The sequence below is a fragment of the Streptococcus orisratti DSM 15617 genome, assembly GCF_000380105.1.
Lineage (GTDB): Bacteria > Bacillota > Bacilli > Lactobacillales > Streptococcaceae > Streptococcus > Streptococcus orisratti.
Genome location: NZ_KB904448.1, coordinates 75,506 through 91,532, shown reverse-complemented (window position 1 = coordinate 91,532; position 16,027 = coordinate 75,506). Strand labels below are relative to the sequence as shown.

The window sequence follows — 16,027 nt, the reverse complement described above, 5'->3', positions numbered from 1 at the left end:
TTGAAAGGAAAAAGCAATGACTGAAAATTATTTTGAAGACAATCGTGTCAACTGGAATGACCGTGCCCGTCTGCATCAAGAGTCAGGCTACGGAATTGACAAGCTCTTAGAAGACAAAAGTTATATCACACCCGAGGTAGCTCAGGATAAGGATTTAATAGGAGAACTGACAGGTAAAGATGTTGTGCATCTCCAGTGCCATCTAGGGACAGATACTATTAGCCTGGCACGTCTAGGAGCTGAGCGTCTCGTCGGTCTAGACCTTTCTGATGAATCTTTGAAGCGTGCTAAAGAGCTAGCTGAAAAGGCCAATGCCAATATTGAATTTATAGAAGCAAATGTCTATGATGCTAGGTCAGCCATTGAGGGAGACTTTGATTTGGTGTATACGTCCTTGGGTGTCTTGTGCTGGCTGCCAGACGTTGCTACTTGGGGCAGAGTTGTTGCCAGCCTTTTGAAACCGGGCGGCAAATTTATCATTCGCGATGACCATCCCATGTTTATGACCCTTGATGAGGATATCAGTCAAGGCTTTAAAATCGAACAGCCTTATTTTGAACAGACAGAGCCTATGACTTGGGAAGACGAAGGATCTTATATTGAAGCAGATGAGTCTTCAGAAAAAATCCAGCATCCGCGCAATCACCAGTGGAACCATGCACTCAGTGAAATCATTATGGCCTTGATTGAAGCAGGTTTGCAGATTGATGTGGTTGATGAAAGTCAGCAATCCGCTTGGAATATCTGGCCGGATTTGATGGAAGAGCGTTCAGGCGGCTATGTCCTCAAAAAGGGTTCTCAAAATCTGCCCTTACAGTTTCTCATTGCCGCTCATAAGCCTAAAGTCTAGTCTTAACCGGCTGTGAAGGGAAATAAAAACAGTTTCAGATGAGACGGATTGCTAATCAAAAACAACTATTTTATGCTATAATAGTCCTTGGACTTTTTTTGGAAAGAAGATGATGACTAATCGATGAACAAGTAATCAGCCAAGTTAATTGGCAACAAAATTTACGAGTAGCTTGGCTTGGTAACTTTTTTACTGGGGCAAGCTTTTCACTTGTCATGCCCTTTATGGCACTTTATGTAGAAGAATTGGGTGCTCCAAAGAGTAAGGTAGAGTGGTATGCTGGTTTGGCGGTTTCTTTATCTGCCTTGGTTTCTGCGCTAGTTGCTCCTGTCTGGGGACGTTTGGCTGATCGTTATGGTCGTAAACCCATGATGATTCGTGCTAGCCTTGTGATGACTTTTACCATGGGAGGCCTAGCTTTTGCCCCGAATGTATTCTGGCTGCTTTTTCTTAGGATATTAAATGGTATTTTTGCAGGCTATGTTCCAAATTCAACGGCCCTGATTGCTAGTCAGGCACCTAAACAGCGTTCGGGATATGCCTTAGGAACTTTGGCGACAGGTGTAACGGCGGGATCGCTAATTGGACCACTGATGGGAGGGCTTTTGGCAGAGTTTTTTGGAATTAGACAAGTATTTCTCCTTGTTGGTGGAATCTTGTTGATTTGTAGTTTAATGACTATCTTTTTTGTTAAGGAAGATTTTGAAGTCATTGAGAGGGCAGATGTCATGCCAACAAGCGAAGTACTAAAGCGAGTTAGTAATAAGCAAATTTTATTTGGATTATTTATCACTAGCATGATTATTCAAATTTCTGCTCAATCAATTGCTCCAATTTTGGCTCTTTACATTCGTCATCTTGGTCAAAGTGAGAATCTCATGTTTGTTTCGGGATTGATTGTCTCTGCTATGGGCTTTTCTAGCATATTATCAAGTTCACATTTGGGGAAGATAGGCGACCGAATTGGGAATCATCGCCTCTTACTAGTAGCTTTATTTTATAGCTTTACAATGTATTTACTTTGTGCTCTAGCAAAAACTCCGATTCAGTTAGGAATCTTGCGTTTTCTGTATGGTTTTGGAACAGGGGCATTGATGCCAAGTATTAATTCACTTTTAACAAAGATTACCCCTCGCGAGGGTATTTCGAGGATTTTCAGCTATAATCAAATGTTCACTAATTTTGGGCAAGTTGTCGGACCTTTTGTTGGTTCTGCCGTGGCGACAGGTATGGGTTACCGTTCAGTTTTTTACATGACAAGTCTCATTGTTTTTATCAACTTTGTCTGGAGCATGATCAATTTTAGAAAATATGTTAAGGTTAAGGAAATTGTGTGAGAGTAAAAATTAATTTGAAATGTACATCTTGCGGCAGCAAGAATTATTTGACCAGTAAAAATAAAGTTAACCATCCTGATAAAATTCAGGTACCAAAGTATTGTCCCAAAGAGCGAAAAGTGACCTTACATGTTGAATCTTAGGACAAACTATGTTAAAATGATTAAGACCATAGTGGAGGAAAGGAATTGAACCCGTTTGAAAATGACTAAGAAGAGTTGAGCTGTTTATAACTTTTCTAGCAGCATCATTTTCAATGTTCTTGGTAGAAAAAATCATGTACAACTTACTATTGACAGTGTTGCTTGTTTTGTCTGTCATTATTGTGATTGCGATTTTTATGCAACCACAGAAAAATCCAAGCAGCAACGTTTTTGATAGCAGCGGTTCAGAAGCTTTGTTTGAACGTACAAAAGCTCGTGGCTTTGAAGCATTCATGCAACGTTTCACAGCAATTGCAGTCTTCTTCTGGTTGCTTATTGCTCTTGCGCTTGCCATTTTATCAAGTAAATAAGTGAGCTGGACAGTTTTCGTCTAGCTTATTTTTTTAACATATCTAAATAAATAAGATCCAAAAACTTTCCACACAGAATAAACGAGAGGAAATGCAAGTTGAATAAGATATCTTCTTGCAAGAATATTATGAAAGAACAAATTATTGCATATTTAAAGGAGCACGGAAAATCAAATGTTAATGACTTGGCATCTGGTCTTGATATGGCAGGTGCCAAAAAATTTCCATTTTTGATTAAAGAAATTTCCAAGTTAGAGAGCAAAGGGAAATTGCGTTTTGATAATGATGGCAATCTTGCTTTGCGTAGAAATGAAGAAAAACAAAAGCCAATCACAGTAAAAGGTATTTTTCGGGCTAATAAAGCGGGCTTTGGTTTTTTGAATGTTGACCAAGATGAAGAAGATATGTTCATCGGTCGAAACGATGTCGGTTATGCTGTTGATGGGGATACTGTAGAAGTAGTAGTTACTAAACCTGCAGATAGACTTAAAGGAACAGCTGCAGAAGCTAAGGTAGTTGCTATTGTCGATCGTAGTTTAAAGACTGCGGTCGGTCAATTTGTCCTTGACGATGAGCGTCCCAAGTACGCTGGTTATATCCGCTCAAAAAATCAGAAAATCCAACAAAAAATCTATATTAAGAAGGAGCCAGTGCTTCTTGATGGCACGGAAATTATTAAAGTTGATATTGAAAAATACCCGACCCGAAAACACGATTACTTTGTTGCTAATGTGCGTGATATCATTGGGCATCAAGGTGAAGTTGGCATCGATGTTCTTGAAGTTTTAGAATCTATGGATATTGTTTCTGACTTTCCAGAGGATGTTTTGTCAGAAGCCAATGCTATTCCAGATGCGCCTTCTGATAAGGATATGGTTGGGCGTGTGGATTTGCGTAAGGAAATTACATTTACTATAGATGGTGCCGATGCCAAAGACTTAGATGATGCGGTTCATGTTAAGTTGCTTGAAAATGGTCACTTTGAATTAGGCGTGCACATTGCTGATGTTTCTTATTATGTGACTGAAGGTTCTGCGCTTAATCGTGAAGCCTTAAACCGTGGGACTTCTGTCTATGTGACTGACCGAGTGGTTCCAATGCTGCCAGAACGTCTATCAAATGGTATCTGCTCTCTTAATCCCAATATTGATCGCTTAACGCAGTCAGCCATAATGGAAATTGATCGAAATGGTCATGTCGTTAGTCACCAAATTTGTCAGTCTGTTATCAAAACTACCTTCCGCATGACTTATACGGATGTTAACGATATTATTGCTGGAGATGAAGAACTTATTGAGCAGTATAAGCCCATTGTTCCATCTATTCATCACATGGTGAGTTTACACAAGATTTTAGAAAAGATGCGCACTCGGCGAGGAGCGCTAAACTTTGACACCAACGAAGCTAAGATTTTGGTCAATAGTAAGGGGATGCCTGTTGATATCGTCCTTCGTCAGCGAGGTTTGGCTGAGCGGATGATTGAATCCTTTATGCTGGCAGCCAATGAATGCGTTGCCGAACATTTTACACGACTGAAACTGCCCTTTATTTATCGTATTCATGAGGAACCTAAGGCTGAAAAAATTCAGAAATTCCTTGATTATGCTAGTATCTTTGGTGTTCAAGTACAGGGCACAGCTAATAAAATGAGCCAGTCGGCTTTGCAGGAATTTATGATGAAGATTGAAGGTAAGCCAGGAGCGGCGGTGCTCAATACCATGCTGCTGCGTTCGATGCAGCAAGCACGCTATTCAGAACACAATCATGGACATTATGGTTTAGCTGCGGAGTATTATACCCACTTTACGAGTCCAATCCGACGTTATCCGGATCTCTTGGTTCACCGTATGGTAAGGGAATATGGTCATTTGACTGCTGAAAAGGCAGAGCATTTTGCGCATATCATTCCTGAAATAGCAAGTCAAAGTTCAAGTTTGGAGCGGCGTGCTATTGATGCTGAGCGTGTTGTTGAGGCTATGAAAAAAGCTGAGTACATGGCTGAGTTCATTGGTGAGGAATTTGACGCTGTCATTGCCAGTGTGGTTAAATTTGGACTTTTTGTCGAATTGCCGAATACTATTGAAGGTCTTATTCATATCACGACCTTACCAGAATATTACCATTATAATGAACGTGCTTTAACTTTGCAGGGGGAAAAATCAGGTAAAGTTTTTCACGTTGGGCAACAAATCAAGGTAAAGTTGGTCAAGGCTGATAAGGATACCGGTGATATTGATTTTGAGTATCTTCCAAGTGATTTTGATATTGTTGAAAAAGTGTCGAAATCAGACAAAAAGGGAAAATCAAGTAGAAGTCGGTTATCTGATAGGCAGACACAGTCCAAAAATAAAAAGCGTCGCTCAAAATCCGAAAGCGACAGCAAATTAAGTCATAAGCGGTCAAATAAATCTACTTTTTCTAAGAAGAAAACCGCAAAAAAGCCTTTCTATAAAGAGGTGTCTAAGAAAGGTAAGAAGAGGAGGTAAGTATGGTCAAAGGTCAAGGAAATGTAGTGGCTCAAAATAAAAAAGCTAGACATGATTATACGATAGTGGATACTATTGAGGCCGGTATTGTGCTGACTGGAACGGAAATCAAGTCTGTACGGGCGGCTAGGATTCAGCTCAAAGATGGCTATGCCCAAATCAAAAATGGTGAGGCTTGGTTGGTTAATGTTCATATCTCACCTTTTGAACAAGGAAATATCTGGAATCAAGAGCCAGAGCGTACCCGAAAACTCCTGCTTAAGAAAAAAGAAATTGAGAGATTAGCTAATGAACTAAAGGGGACTGGGATGACATTAGTACCTTTAAAGGTTTATTTAAAAGATGGTTTCGCCAAAGTTCTTATAGGACTTGCTAAAGGGAAACATGACTATGATAAACGTGAGTCTATCAAACGCCGTGAACAAGATCGTGACATTAAGCGTCAAATTAAACATTATAATGCACGATAAAGACTAGTGCAGATACCATGATTGTATAACAATCAAAGTGTCTGTACTAGCTTTTTGATATGCCTTTAAAATAGTTAGATATACTAATACTCTTCGAAAATCAAAATTATCTGTTGTCAACTTGCCTTGATGAACTCAAGTTCTATCGTCGGCTTCGTTTCCTAGGCTACTTTTGATTTTCATTGAGTATAAGAAATGTTTCTTGATTTTTGAAAATAAATAAGCAATCTGACATTTTTTCCAGTTTCTCCCGAATAGAATAGGTGTATCAAATTTAAAGGAGAACCTATTTGAAGTTAATAAAATCTTTCTTATTTACAAGTTGTGTATTAGGGATGGTTGCTCTGGGGCAATCAGCATCAGCTGAAGAGATTGGTCAGGCAAATGTTAGTAAAACTGAATACAATACTTCCAGTCGAACATTTGATGTGCTTGTCTCAAGAAAAGCTGGCGGAAAAGCAATAAAAACCGTTGAAGTCGCAATCTGGTCAGAAGAAAATGGTCAGGATGATCTGAGATGGTATAGTAGCTCTGCTATTTCCAATAATCAAACCAAACTTCAGTTTAATATAGCTAATCATGGCAATCGCGCTGGCAATTATATTACCCATGTGTACACAACCTTTACAGATGGACAAAGAGTTGGAACTAATTTAGGCAGTGTAAACATTAAGACATCCCTAAATCCTGTTCAAGTTGTAGATGGGCAAGTTAAGATTTCCTCAACACTTGCTCCACCATCAAATGCTAAATTTCAGACAGCTGTTTGGTCGGATGAAAATGGTCAAGATGATATCAAATGGTACAATTGGGATACCACCAATCTTTCAGTAGCACTCAGTAATCATAAAGGTTATGGAACTTATCATGTTCACACCTACCTTAACCAAGATAATAAAATGCAAGGCTTGAGTGGTCAGAGTTTTACTTTGGAAAAACCAGCTCCAGCAAAAATTTCTACTCAAGTTACAAAAATATCAGATAAGACGGTTGATATCAGCATTAGCGGTCTGCCTAATTACATCTCTTCAGTGAAAATACCGACATGGTCAGAGGTAAATGGTCAAGATGACATCAAATGGTATCAGGCTCAAAAAGTAGGTGAGGGCAATTTTAAAGTTCGAGTCAATATGGTTGACCATGGCTTTGACCTTGGAACCTATCATGCGCATTTTTATGGGAAAAATAGCCAGACAGGGAATGAAGAAGGTCTTGCTGCGACAAGCTTTACTATTGACAATATCAGCGGATTGGAAAATCCTGTCATCAACTTAAACCAAACCAATTCAACTCAGGGATTGTTTACTGTATCAATCTTAGAGACTTTGATGTCAAAGAAAGTCATAAGTCTGAAGGTGGTTGTAACATCTAAAACTAACGTTAGCAAAACAAAAACCTATGAAGTAAAAACAAGCAATCAAAGGGCTAATATCTCTGTAGACCTCAAACAACTAACCACAACAGCTGACAATTTTTCAGTTACTGCCTATGCTATTTACTCTGATAACAGTCAGGCTATCTTTAATCTAGCAGAACAAAAATTCACACCATCAGTAGTAACGACACCTCAACCGTCAACGACTAATTCTGCTAGTCCACGAATCACGCGCTATATCAATGAAACCAATACTTATCCTGTTGGGCAGTGTACTTGGGGAGTGAAGACATTAGCACCTTGGATTCCAAATTATTTAGGAAATGCCAAGGAATGGACAAACGGAGCTAAAAATCTTGGTTTTAGAACTGGAACTACGCCTGAGGTTGGTGCTATTGCTGTTTGGCCTTACGATGGTGGAGGATATGGGCATGTGGCCTATGTCACAGCTGTAGAATCAAGCACTCGAATTCAGGTTAAAGAGGCTAACTATGCTGGGAACCAAAGTATTGCAAATTATCGTAACTGGTTTAACCCAACAGCCTCATGGTGTGGAGGAGGGACCGTCTTCTACATTTACCCTAATTAAATCCTAAGCTGGGGACCTCCTCAGCTTTTTAGTTATTTCTGTGGATAAGTTTGTCATTTTCTTTTATTTTATTGTGGAAAAAACATCAAATGTCATCAGATTGTCATGTTACCCTGTGGAAAACTTTGCTATAATTAAAAATAATACTTGTTGTCAGAGGGAGGTTTTATGACTAAAAAGATTTTATTTAAATTAGCTCTGAGTCTAGCCGCTGTAGTTGCTCTGGTCGGTTTGGTTATGGGAATAATGAGCGAAGAAGCTAGTAAATCTGTAACTGCTGAGACAGGTTATACTGGTCAGACAACTTCAGAATTTATTGCTTCAATCGGAGAATCTGCTCGTCAGATCGGTCAAGATTATAATATTTATGCCTCTGTTATGATTGCTCAAGCCATTTTGGAATCTAATAACGGACAATCAACACTCAGTCAGGCTCCTTACTATAACTACTTTGGAATCAAAGGGGATTATTACGGAAATTCTGTGACGATGCCAACTTGGGAAGATGATGGTACTGGCAATGTGTTTGAAATTGACCAAGCTTTTCGTTCTTATGGGACTGCCTCAGGCTCATTGTATGATTATGCCGCACTTTTGAGTACAGATACTTATGCAGGGGCTTGGAAATCAAATACAAATTCGTATGCAGATGCTACTGCAGCTTTAACTGGTTTATATGCAACGGATACCCTATATGCAACTAAACTCAACAGCATTATTGAAACTTATGGGCTGACAACCTATGATCAGCCACTCTATACTCAGGATTATTATCAATCGGGAATGCTATCAAGCGAGATTGGTAGTGGAGATTATGTTTGGAATGTACACAGAGGAGCTTATACAGACGTAGCTACTTTAGCTCAAGATGATGCATGGCTAGCCTACACAAGTGGAGGACAGTAGTTCAGGAAAACTTTTATGTGATCAAAAATTATTTTTTTAGACTACTTAACCAGTGTATAGAATTAATCAATCTGAAAAGACTCCTTATAAGGAGTTTTTTATGTCCCTAGGATAAGTAAAAAAACCATTCCTAACGAATAGGAATGGTTTAAAATCAACATTTTCAGCAATTTCAAAGCGCTGATTATTTGAGACCGTATTTCTTGTTGAAGCGGTCCACACGTCCGTCTGCTTGAGTGAATTTTTGACGACCAGTGTAGAATGGGTGTGAATCTGATGAAATTTCCACACGGATAAGTGGGTAAGTTTCACCTTCGAATTCTACAGTTTCTTTAGAAGACTTAGTTGATCCGCTAAGGAATTTGTAGCCCGTAGTTGTGTCAAGGAATACGACTGAACGGTATTCTGGATGGATATCTTTTTTCATTGTTAAAATTTTCCTTTCTGCCATGGCACTGTCCGCACCATAGTTATTTTTAACTACTCTAGTTTATCAAAAGAAGGGTATTTTGACAAGGTTTTTCTTTACTTTTTCAATAAATCTTTGATTTCTTGATAGATTTGCTCGTTTTCAGCTAGGCTGTAGGAATTGGCTCCGCTGGCTAAGGGATGTCCGCCACCGTCGTGGCGTTTTGCAATTTCATTAATGACGACGTTTTTGCTACGTAGGCGTACACGGTAAGATTGACCATCAGTTTGTTGGACGAAAATTGCCCATGATTGCACGCAATCAATTTTACCTGGGGTACTGACAATTGCTGATGTTTCAGCTTCAGTCACATCAAATGCTCTCATGGTTTCCTGCGTCAGGACAACCCGCGCAGCTCCATTTTCATCAACCTCAAGATTATCAAAAATGTAGCCTTGAAGCTTAGCAATTTTGAAGGGGAAACTATCCATCTGTCGTGAAATGGCTGAAAAATTGAAATTGTAACTGCGCAGGGTGCTGGCGATACTCATGGTCTTGCTGGTTGTGGCAGGATAGAGGAAGCGGCCGGTGTCACCTACAATGCCAGTGTAGAGGAGGCGAGCAGCGCTGTTAGAGAGCTCAAGGCCAGTCTTCAGAGCAAAATCGGTGATAATCTCGCTGGCGCTAGAGGCAGTTGTATCGACGTAGAGGAGGTCGCCGTAGACATCCTCGTTGGGGTGATGGTCAATCTTGATGAGGCAGTTGCCCTTGCCGTAGCGATCATCGTCAATGCGAGCTGTGTTGGCTGTGTCGGTCACGATAACCAGGGAACTCAAGTAGTCGCCATCAGTTACCTCATCCATTTCTGTCATCCAAGTCAAGGTTGGCTCGTTGATGCCAGTCGCAAGGATACGCTTGTTTGGGAAATTGTGGCGTAGCAGTTCACGCAAGCCGCACTGGCTTCCGATGGCATCAGGGTCAGGACGTTGATGACGGTGAATGATGATGGTGTCGTAGGTTTTGATTTGGTCTAAAATATCTTCAAAAGTGTTCATGAGTTTCCTTTACAAGTTTTTTATTATATAGTCTTTTAGTACAAGGCAACGAGCTGCAGGTTGCTAGAACAGCCTCTAGGCTGTTCTAGGTTGGAAATAAGACATGCGAAGCAAGTCACTTTCGTAAAGTACGGCAAAGTGAGTTCAAACAACCCAGTGGAGTGTTTGAAGTTGGAAATAAGGAAACGGAGTTTCCTCTTACGTTGAAGTAATCAAAGATAAACTAAATGACTATAACATGAAATAACCAACCCTGCTGGACTGGCTCAAATCAAATCGTTATTTAATACTTTTATAGTCAGCTTTCAATCCGCGTTTGACGGCTGGGCGGTCAGCAATGATAGCTGTCCAGCGTTGGAGATTTTTGTACTCTTTGACATTAAGAAAGATGCCTGCGCGCTCCCAGATTTTGTCCTCAGCCAGTCGGCCATACCATGACCAGATGGCAATATCAGCGATGGTGTAGCTGTCACCTGTGATGTAGGTTTTCTGCGCTAGTTCTTTGTCCAAAAGGTCTAATTGACGTTTAGCCTCCATGGCAAAGCGGTTAATAGCATATTCAATTTTTTCAGGGGCATAGTGAAAGAAGTGACCAAAACCTCCACCGAGAAATGGAGCTGCACCCGTTGACCAAAAAAGCCAGTTCAAGACTTCAGTGCGTTTTTCGAAGTCTTGAGGGATGAGCTTGCCAAATTTATCCGCCAAGTAAAGCAGGATTGAGGCAGACTCGAAAACACGGACAGGTTGGTCACCAGACTGGTCAAGCAGAGCTGGGATTTTAGAGTTAGGATTGATGGACACAAAGCCTGAGCCAAATTGGTCACCTTCTCCGATGTCAATCTTGTAAAGGTCGTAATCGGTATCTTCTACCCCTAACTCCTTGAGTTCTTCTAGCATGATAGTCGCCTTGATGCCGTTTGGCGTTCCCAGTGAATATAGTTGGAAAGGCTTATCACCTTTTGGCAAATGCTGTTCAAAGCGGCTACCAGCGGTTGGTTGATTGAGGCTCCCCCAAGCACCACCCATGCTGGTTGGGATTTCCCAAACTTCAGGTAAAATATAGTCTGACATAGTGTTTTCCTTTTTAATCGTTTTATTGGCATGCTTCGCTGTACTTTAGTACAGTTTAAAGTGGCCGAACTACACAAAAAATAATCTCAAAGACTATCTTTTCTTGTCTTAATCCTAACAGATTTTGAGAAGAAATTCAAAAATATAAGATGGTATTTCTAAAAATATGAATAGTGTACAGGAAGATTGAGTTCTCGTATTATTTAAGCATTTTCTACAGCAAATTCAGAATGTTGTTGGAATTTTTTTGGCGATTAAATAAAAATGCGGAGCTTTTGGTCAAAATTAAAAAATTATACGAGCCATTTCTTTAAAAATGTGCTAAAATAAGGGTAATTTACTTTTGGAGGAAATTATGGCTTTAGTTAAAATTGTCTATGCCAGCATGACAGGTAATACTGAAGAAATTGCTGACATCGTTGGAAATAAATTTGAAGAATTGGGTCACACGGTTGATATTGATGAGTGTACAACAGTTGATGCTGCAGATTTTGAAGATGCTGACGTAGCTATCGTAGCCACTTACACTTATGGTGATGGGGATTTACCAGATGAAATCGTTGATTTCTATGAAGATCTAGCCGATGTGGACTTGGAAGGAAAAATTTTTGGTGTTGTCGGTTCGGGAGATACCTTTTACGATTATTTCTGCAAGTCAGTTGATGAATTTGAAAACCAATTTGCCTTGACAGGTGCTATCAAAGGAGCTGACTCTATCAAGGTTGACTTGGCGGCTGAAGACGAAGATATTGAAAAATTAGAAGCTTTTGCTGAAACGATTGCCAACAAAATTGGATAAGGTAGCGTATCAGAAATTGTGGATATCGAAGAAATTTGATTTCTCAAACAAATCTTAGTTGCTAGCTGTTAATCTGAGACAGTCTATTCTATTCCTAGAGCGTTTCACTCTCACCTTTTACAAAGGGCGGAGCTTGAAAAAAGACTAGCTGGTCTAGTCTTTTTTTGCTATACTGGAAAGGAAGATGTAAAGGAGTGAATATAAATGGATTTGGAGCAGATTCGTCAAGAAATTGACGCTGTGGACAGTGAATTAGTTGTCTTGTTGGAAAAACGCATGCAGCTAGTTACTCAAGTGACGGATTACAAGAAGGCAACAGGGAAAGCTATTTTAGATAGCAGTCGTGAGGTAGCAGTTTTGAAAAAGGCTGCTACTTGTGTTCGAAATAAGGATTTTGAACAAACGATTGTGGCAACGTTTGCTGATATTATGAAGAATTCTAGAGATTATCAGTCTTCAAAGCTTGGAGAACAAGATAATGAACAGTAAAACATTAAAAGCTGCTGACTCACTTTCTTACAAAACTTTGCTAATTTTGGGAGTCATGGGACTGATTATCGGTCTTCTTGTGGGGACCGTTGATGCTATTTTTGGACGTGTACTTCTATTTTTATCAGATTTTAGAACGGCTCATGTCGGTATTCTCATCCCTTTTTTAGCTTTAGTAGGTCTTTTAATTGTCTTTCTCTATCAAAAATTTGGCGGTGAAAGCAGTAAAGGCATGAGTTTGATTTTTGAAGTTGGGCATGGTGATGAAGAGGTTATTCCTAAGCGTCTGGTTCCACTAGTGATGGTGACAACTTGGCTGACACATCTATTTGGTGGTAGCGCTGGACGTGAGGGGGTCGCTGTTCAGTTAGGGGCTACTATTTCACACTGGTTTAGCAGATTTTTTACTTTTAAAAATCATTCACGCATCTTTCTTGTCACGGGGATGGCAGCTGGTTTTGCTGGACTATTTCAAACACCTATGGCAGCTGTCCTCTTCGCCTTGGAAGTTTTATTGTTAGGGAATCTGGCTTTGGATGCCCTAGTTCCTGCGATTATAGCTGCTTTTACGGCTAGTACAATCTCGCATACTCTAGGACTTGAGAAATTTAGTCATGTGCTCTCAACGTCACTGAATATTGATTGGGTTGCTTTTTTTAAATTGATTGTGCTGGGGTTAATTTTTGGGCTAGTGGGAAATCTTTTTGCCTACAGTTTGGCAATAACTAAGTCAAAGATGGCTGAGCTTATTCCAAATGCCTATTACCGTATTTTGGGATTTGGTTTAGTTCTAAGCTTATTCTTTCTTATTCTACATTATGGTCGATACTCTGGCTTAGGTACTAATTTGATTTCAGCAAGTTTTGGAGGTCAAGAAATTTATGCCTATGACTGGTTTTTAAAACTCCTCCTTACTGTTATAACTTTGGCAGCAGGTTTTCAGGGTGGCGAAGTAACTCCTCTGTTTTCTGTTGGTGCCTCACTTGGCGTTGTGTTAGCAGGTTTCTTTCATTTGCCAGTAGAATTGGTTGCCGCAGCGGGCTATATCTCAGTTTTTGGCTCCGCAACCAATACCTTTTTAGCGCCCATTCTTATTGGTGCTGAGGTTTTTGGTTATGCTAATTTACCTGCTTTTTTCCTCGTATCAAGTTTTGCTTATATCGTTAATCGTAGACAGTCTATTTATGGACTTCAAAAAATACTAAAATTTGATTAAAATAATGATTGTGACTTTACAGTCTTTTGAAATTCTGATACAATAAGTTTTGTGTGTAATGGACACGCGAAAATACGGCTAATCCGCTGGGACAAGAACTTTATGATTAGCAAGATAGGAGAAAATTACATGAATCCATTAATCCAAAGCTTGACTGAAGGTCAACTTCGTACTGACATTCCATCTTTCCGCCCAGGTGACACAGTTCGCGTTCACGCAAAAGTTGTCGAAGGTAACCGCGAACGTATCCAGGTCTTTGAAGGTGTTGTTATTTCACGTAAGGGTCAAGGAATCTCAGAAATGTACACTGTCCGTAAAATCTCTGGTGGTATCGGAGTAGAACGTACTTTCCCAATCCACACTCCACGTGTTGACAAGATTGAAGTTGTTCGTTACGGTAAAGTTCGTCGTGCTAAACTTTACTATTTGCGTGCATTGCAAGGTAAAGCTGCCCGTATCAAAGAAATCCGTCGTTAAGATGAACCAGATTTGCTGGTTACTTGCGTAGAAAGCCCTAACTTTAGGGCTTTTTAATATTTTTCACTTTATTAATAGTTCCCATCTGGCTTATAGAGATATTTGGTTTTATATTCATACTCAATGAAAATTAAAATTAGACTAGACGACGTAGATGTAGATTGAACTGAAGTTCATCAAATCAGGACAACAATGTCTGAATTTGATTTTCAAAGAGTATTAAATAGCATATTCTATTTCTTTTTTGAGTGGAGTTTTTAAGTTATTTCCAGTGTAGTAAAACATCTAATACTTACCAAACAAAAACTAAAACACCAAATGTAATAATCTAGTCGCTAAATTGTTAAAAAGAGTTGCAATGTGTTTGAAGTGTGGTAAAATGAGACTGCCTTTTCTCTAATCAAAGCACCTTGTTTGGATTGGAACTAGATAAAAATCAGAAATGTTTTGCATGTTTTTACCACTTTTCAATTACTTGATGACTTTTTTGCAAGAAATAAACTTTTCTCTGTATATATGTGATTCTCAATGATATCAAAGGCAAACTGGGCGATGCTAATGTAGATAGAACTGAGGCCATCAATCAAAGTAATAATATCTGAGTTTTGATTTCTAAAGAATGTGAAAAAATAATCCTTAGCAAAGGAGTACCTATGACTGAATCTAAGAAAAAAATTCCTCATGTCTTTTCAGACCTACGTCAAGAAATTGTCGAAATGCCTGAAATCATCAAATCTTGCTCTGGCATACGCATTTATGGTCGTCGCATAAAATCCATTCTCTTTTCAACGGATGTTTCTATCATTGCAAATAATAATGCTGACGCAGTCTTGGCGGTGTACCCCTTCACCCCTGCTCCAACCATTTTAAAGAGTATTATGCTGGTGGCTTCAGTTCCCGTCTTAGTTGGTGTTGGTGGTGGTCTGACAACTGGAGATCGATCGGCTAATATGAGCTTATTTGCTGAGTCTGAAGGGGCTTTTGCTGTCGTTGTCAATGCCCCCACAGATGTCAAAACTATTCAAAAAATCAACCAGATGATTGATATTCCCATCATTTATACCGTTGTGTCCGAATTTACTGATATCGTCTCTCGAATTGAGGCAGGTGTGGATATTCTAAATATTAGCGGTGGTGAACAAACAAGTCAAATCATTAAAAAGATTCGTCAGGATTTTCCTGATTTTCCAATTATGGCAACGGGTGGGCCAACCGAAGAAACCATCCGTGAAGCTATTGAAGTGGGTGCGAATGCCATTACGATTACACCGCCAACAAATGGCGAGTTGTTCAAATCAAAGATGAAGAAATATCGTAAGCTAGCTAAAGAAGAAATGAGCAACAAAGAGGTATAGTAGTACACTTCAATTTTACCTTTTTTAAAAAAGCAGTTGCATTGTCATCAAGACTAAGGTAAAATAAAGAAGTTACGGTCCCCTTAGTTCAATGGATATAACAACTCCCTCCTAAGGAGTAGTTGCTGGTTCGATTCCGGCAGGGGACATAGTTAAAAGCAAAAGAGCCTAAAACAGGGGTTCTTTTGTTTTTTAGTACGACGGGCATGTCGTACATCTGGGGTGAAAGTTCTCCAAGGACACTTGCTACCAGTGAACCCAGTAGCGACTCCCGAGCCTGACTATCGCGAGGTAGCGGATTAAATGATTACTTATCTAATTGATTTTGTCTGCCCTATCACCTGGTCTGAAATGACGGTACTCGCGGAACGAATGTCGAAAGGGGCTGTTCATAAATATAGGACAGCACAGGCAGAATGGAATTTTATATAGGTAGATGTGGAACATGAAGAGGTTCCGCTGCAGTTTAGTTGAACCGCCATGTGCTGAACGGCATGCACGATGGTGTGAGAGGGGGTAGAGGTTAACCTCTACTCGATTTTTGATTATGAGTTAAGATTTAGGCGGATGTTTATTATTTTGCAAAAACAAAGTCAGAAGCTGCTGATCGGTTTTAATGAAGTTCTCTT

Annotated in this window: 16 protein-coding genes and 1 tRNA gene; 14 read left to right on the top strand and 3 right to left on the bottom strand. The window is 39.7% G+C overall.

Annotated elements, in window-relative coordinates; genetic code table 11:
* The first annotated feature begins 16 nt into the window (after window positions 1-16).
* The 8 genes from A3I7_RS0100505 to A3I7_RS0100470 all read left to right on the top strand — a co-directional run bounded on the left by A3I7_RS0100505 (window position 17) and on the right by A3I7_RS0100470 (window position 8,527).
* Window positions 17-850 (top strand): class I SAM-dependent methyltransferase, encoded by an 834-nt coding sequence (locus tag A3I7_RS0100505; protein WP_018374828.1) that lies wholly within the window; start codon window positions 17-19, stop codon window positions 848-850.
* A 119-nt stretch (window positions 851-969) separates the two neighbouring features.
* Entirely contained in the window at window positions 970-2,187 is a 1,218-nt protein-coding gene (locus tag A3I7_RS0100500; RefSeq protein ID WP_083907176.1) for a multidrug efflux MFS transporter, read from the top strand.
* Entirely contained in the window at window positions 2,184-2,330 is a 147-nt protein-coding gene (rpmG, locus tag A3I7_RS13470; protein ID WP_083907174.1) for a 50S ribosomal protein L33, read from the top strand. The genes A3I7_RS0100500 and rpmG overlap by 4 nt, the downstream gene beginning before the upstream one ends.
* A 134-nt stretch (window positions 2,331-2,464) precedes the next feature.
* Complete coding sequence (gene secG, locus A3I7_RS0100490; protein WP_018374825.1) at window positions 2,465-2,701, top strand: preprotein translocase subunit SecG; 237 nt, start codon at window positions 2,465-2,467, stop codon at window positions 2,699-2,701.
* 128 nt (window positions 2,702-2,829) lie between these two features.
* Entirely contained in the window at window positions 2,830-5,187 is a 2,358-nt protein-coding gene (rnr, locus tag A3I7_RS0100485) for a ribonuclease R (RefSeq protein WP_018374824.1), read from the top strand.
* 2 nt (window positions 5,188-5,189) lie between these two features.
* Complete coding sequence (gene smpB / locus A3I7_RS0100480; protein ID WP_018374823.1) at window positions 5,190-5,657, top strand: SsrA-binding protein SmpB; 468 nt, start codon at window positions 5,190-5,192, stop codon at window positions 5,655-5,657.
* Window positions 5,658-5,947: 290 nt separating this feature from the next.
* Window positions 5,948-7,621, top strand: a complete 1,674-nt coding sequence (locus A3I7_RS0100475) for a GBS Bsp-like repeat-containing protein (RefSeq protein WP_018374822.1) — start codon at window positions 5,948-5,950, stop codon at window positions 7,619-7,621.
* A 168-nt stretch (window positions 7,622-7,789) separates the two neighbouring features.
* A complete protein-coding gene (locus tag A3I7_RS0100470) occupies window positions 7,790-8,527 on the top strand; it encodes a glucosaminidase domain-containing protein (RefSeq protein ID WP_018374821.1) in 738 nt (245 codons plus the stop codon).
* 184 nt (window positions 8,528-8,711) lie between these two features.
* Here A3I7_RS0100470 and A3I7_RS0100465 read toward each other — a convergent pair whose 3' ends face one another.
* From A3I7_RS0100465 to yghU, 3 genes are all read right to left on the bottom strand, one after another.
* A complete protein-coding gene (locus tag A3I7_RS0100465) occupies window positions 8,712-8,954 on the bottom strand; it encodes a type B 50S ribosomal protein L31 (protein ID WP_018374820.1) in 243 nt (80 codons plus the stop codon).
* Between the two features lie 98 nt (window positions 8,955-9,052).
* The gene (locus A3I7_RS0100460) at window positions 9,053-9,991 is read right to left on the bottom strand and encodes a DHH family phosphoesterase (RefSeq protein ID WP_018374819.1); all 939 of its coding nucleotides are present in this window, start codon (window positions 9,989-9,991) and stop codon (window positions 9,053-9,055) included.
* 279 nt (window positions 9,992-10,270) lie between these two features.
* Window positions 10,271-11,062 (bottom strand): glutathione-dependent disulfide-bond oxidoreductase, encoded by a 792-nt coding sequence (gene yghU / locus A3I7_RS0100455; RefSeq protein ID WP_018374818.1) that lies wholly within the window; start codon window positions 11,060-11,062, stop codon window positions 10,271-10,273.
* Window positions 11,063-11,417: 355 nt separating this feature from the next.
* On the opposite strand from yghU, the gene A3I7_RS0100450 reads away from it, so the two are divergent.
* From A3I7_RS0100450 to A3I7_RS0100425, 6 genes are all read left to right on the top strand, one after another.
* Complete coding sequence (locus A3I7_RS0100450; RefSeq protein ID WP_018374817.1) at window positions 11,418-11,861, top strand: flavodoxin; 444 nt, start codon at window positions 11,418-11,420, stop codon at window positions 11,859-11,861.
* Between the two features lie 204 nt (window positions 11,862-12,065).
* The gene (locus A3I7_RS0100445) at window positions 12,066-12,350 is read left to right on the top strand and encodes a chorismate mutase (RefSeq protein ID WP_018374816.1); all 285 of its coding nucleotides are present in this window, start codon (window positions 12,066-12,068) and stop codon (window positions 12,348-12,350) included.
* Window positions 12,340-13,566 carry a voltage-gated chloride channel family protein gene (locus tag A3I7_RS0100440; protein ID WP_018374815.1) on the top strand — a complete coding sequence of 409 codons (1,227 nt, stop codon included), beginning with the start codon at window positions 12,340-12,342 and terminating at the stop codon, window positions 13,564-13,566. The genes A3I7_RS0100445 and A3I7_RS0100440 overlap by 11 nt, the downstream gene beginning before the upstream one ends.
* A gap of 129 nt (window positions 13,567-13,695) precedes the next feature.
* The gene (gene rplS / locus A3I7_RS0100435) at window positions 13,696-14,043 is read left to right on the top strand and encodes a 50S ribosomal protein L19 (RefSeq protein ID WP_018374814.1); all 348 of its coding nucleotides are present in this window, start codon (window positions 13,696-13,698) and stop codon (window positions 14,041-14,043) included.
* A 653-nt stretch (window positions 14,044-14,696) separates the two neighbouring features.
* Window positions 14,697-15,398 carry a hydrolase gene (locus A3I7_RS0100430; protein WP_018374813.1) on the top strand — a complete coding sequence of 234 codons (702 nt, stop codon included), beginning with the start codon at window positions 14,697-14,699 and terminating at the stop codon, window positions 15,396-15,398.
* Between the two features lie 77 nt (window positions 15,399-15,475).
* Window positions 15,476-15,547: transfer RNA gene (locus A3I7_RS0100425), tRNA-Arg, on the top strand.
* The last annotated feature ends 480 nt before the right edge of the window (window positions 15,548-16,027 follow it).

Excerpts from the sequence above, each read along its gene's own strand:
- A3I7_RS0100505 (WP_018374828.1), top strand. The coding sequence starts at position 17 with ATGACTGAAAATTATTTTGAAGACAATCGTGTCAACTGGAATGACCGT.
- secG (WP_018374825.1), top strand. The coding sequence starts at position 2,465 with ATGTACAACTTACTATTGACAGTGTTGCTTGTTTTGTCTGTCATTATT.
- rnr (WP_018374824.1), top strand. The coding sequence starts at position 2,830 with ATGAAAGAACAAATTATTGCATATTTAAAGGAGCACGGAAAATCAAAT.
- smpB (WP_018374823.1), top strand. The coding sequence starts at position 5,190 with ATGGTCAAAGGTCAAGGAAATGTAGTGGCTCAAAATAAAAAAGCTAGA.
- A3I7_RS0100470 (WP_018374821.1), top strand. The coding sequence starts at position 7,790 with ATGACTAAAAAGATTTTATTTAAATTAGCTCTGAGTCTAGCCGCTGTA.
- A3I7_RS0100465 (WP_018374820.1), bottom strand. The coding sequence starts at position 8,954 with ATGAAAAAAGATATCCATCCAGAATACCGTTCAGTCGTATTCCTTGAC.
- A3I7_RS0100460 (WP_018374819.1), bottom strand. The coding sequence starts at position 9,991 with ATGAACACTTTTGAAGATATTTTAGACCAAATCAAAACCTACGACACC.
- yghU (WP_018374818.1), bottom strand. The coding sequence starts at position 11,062 with ATGTCAGACTATATTTTACCTGAAGTTTGGGAAATCCCAACCAGCATG.
- A3I7_RS0100450 (WP_018374817.1), top strand. The coding sequence starts at position 11,418 with ATGGCTTTAGTTAAAATTGTCTATGCCAGCATGACAGGTAATACTGAA.
- A3I7_RS0100445 (WP_018374816.1), top strand. The coding sequence starts at position 12,066 with ATGGATTTGGAGCAGATTCGTCAAGAAATTGACGCTGTGGACAGTGAA.
- A3I7_RS0100440 (WP_018374815.1), top strand. The coding sequence starts at position 12,340 with ATGAACAGTAAAACATTAAAAGCTGCTGACTCACTTTCTTACAAAACT.
- rplS (WP_018374814.1), top strand. The coding sequence starts at position 13,696 with ATGAATCCATTAATCCAAAGCTTGACTGAAGGTCAACTTCGTACTGAC.
- A3I7_RS0100430 (WP_018374813.1), top strand. The coding sequence starts at position 14,697 with ATGACTGAATCTAAGAAAAAAATTCCTCATGTCTTTTCAGACCTACGT.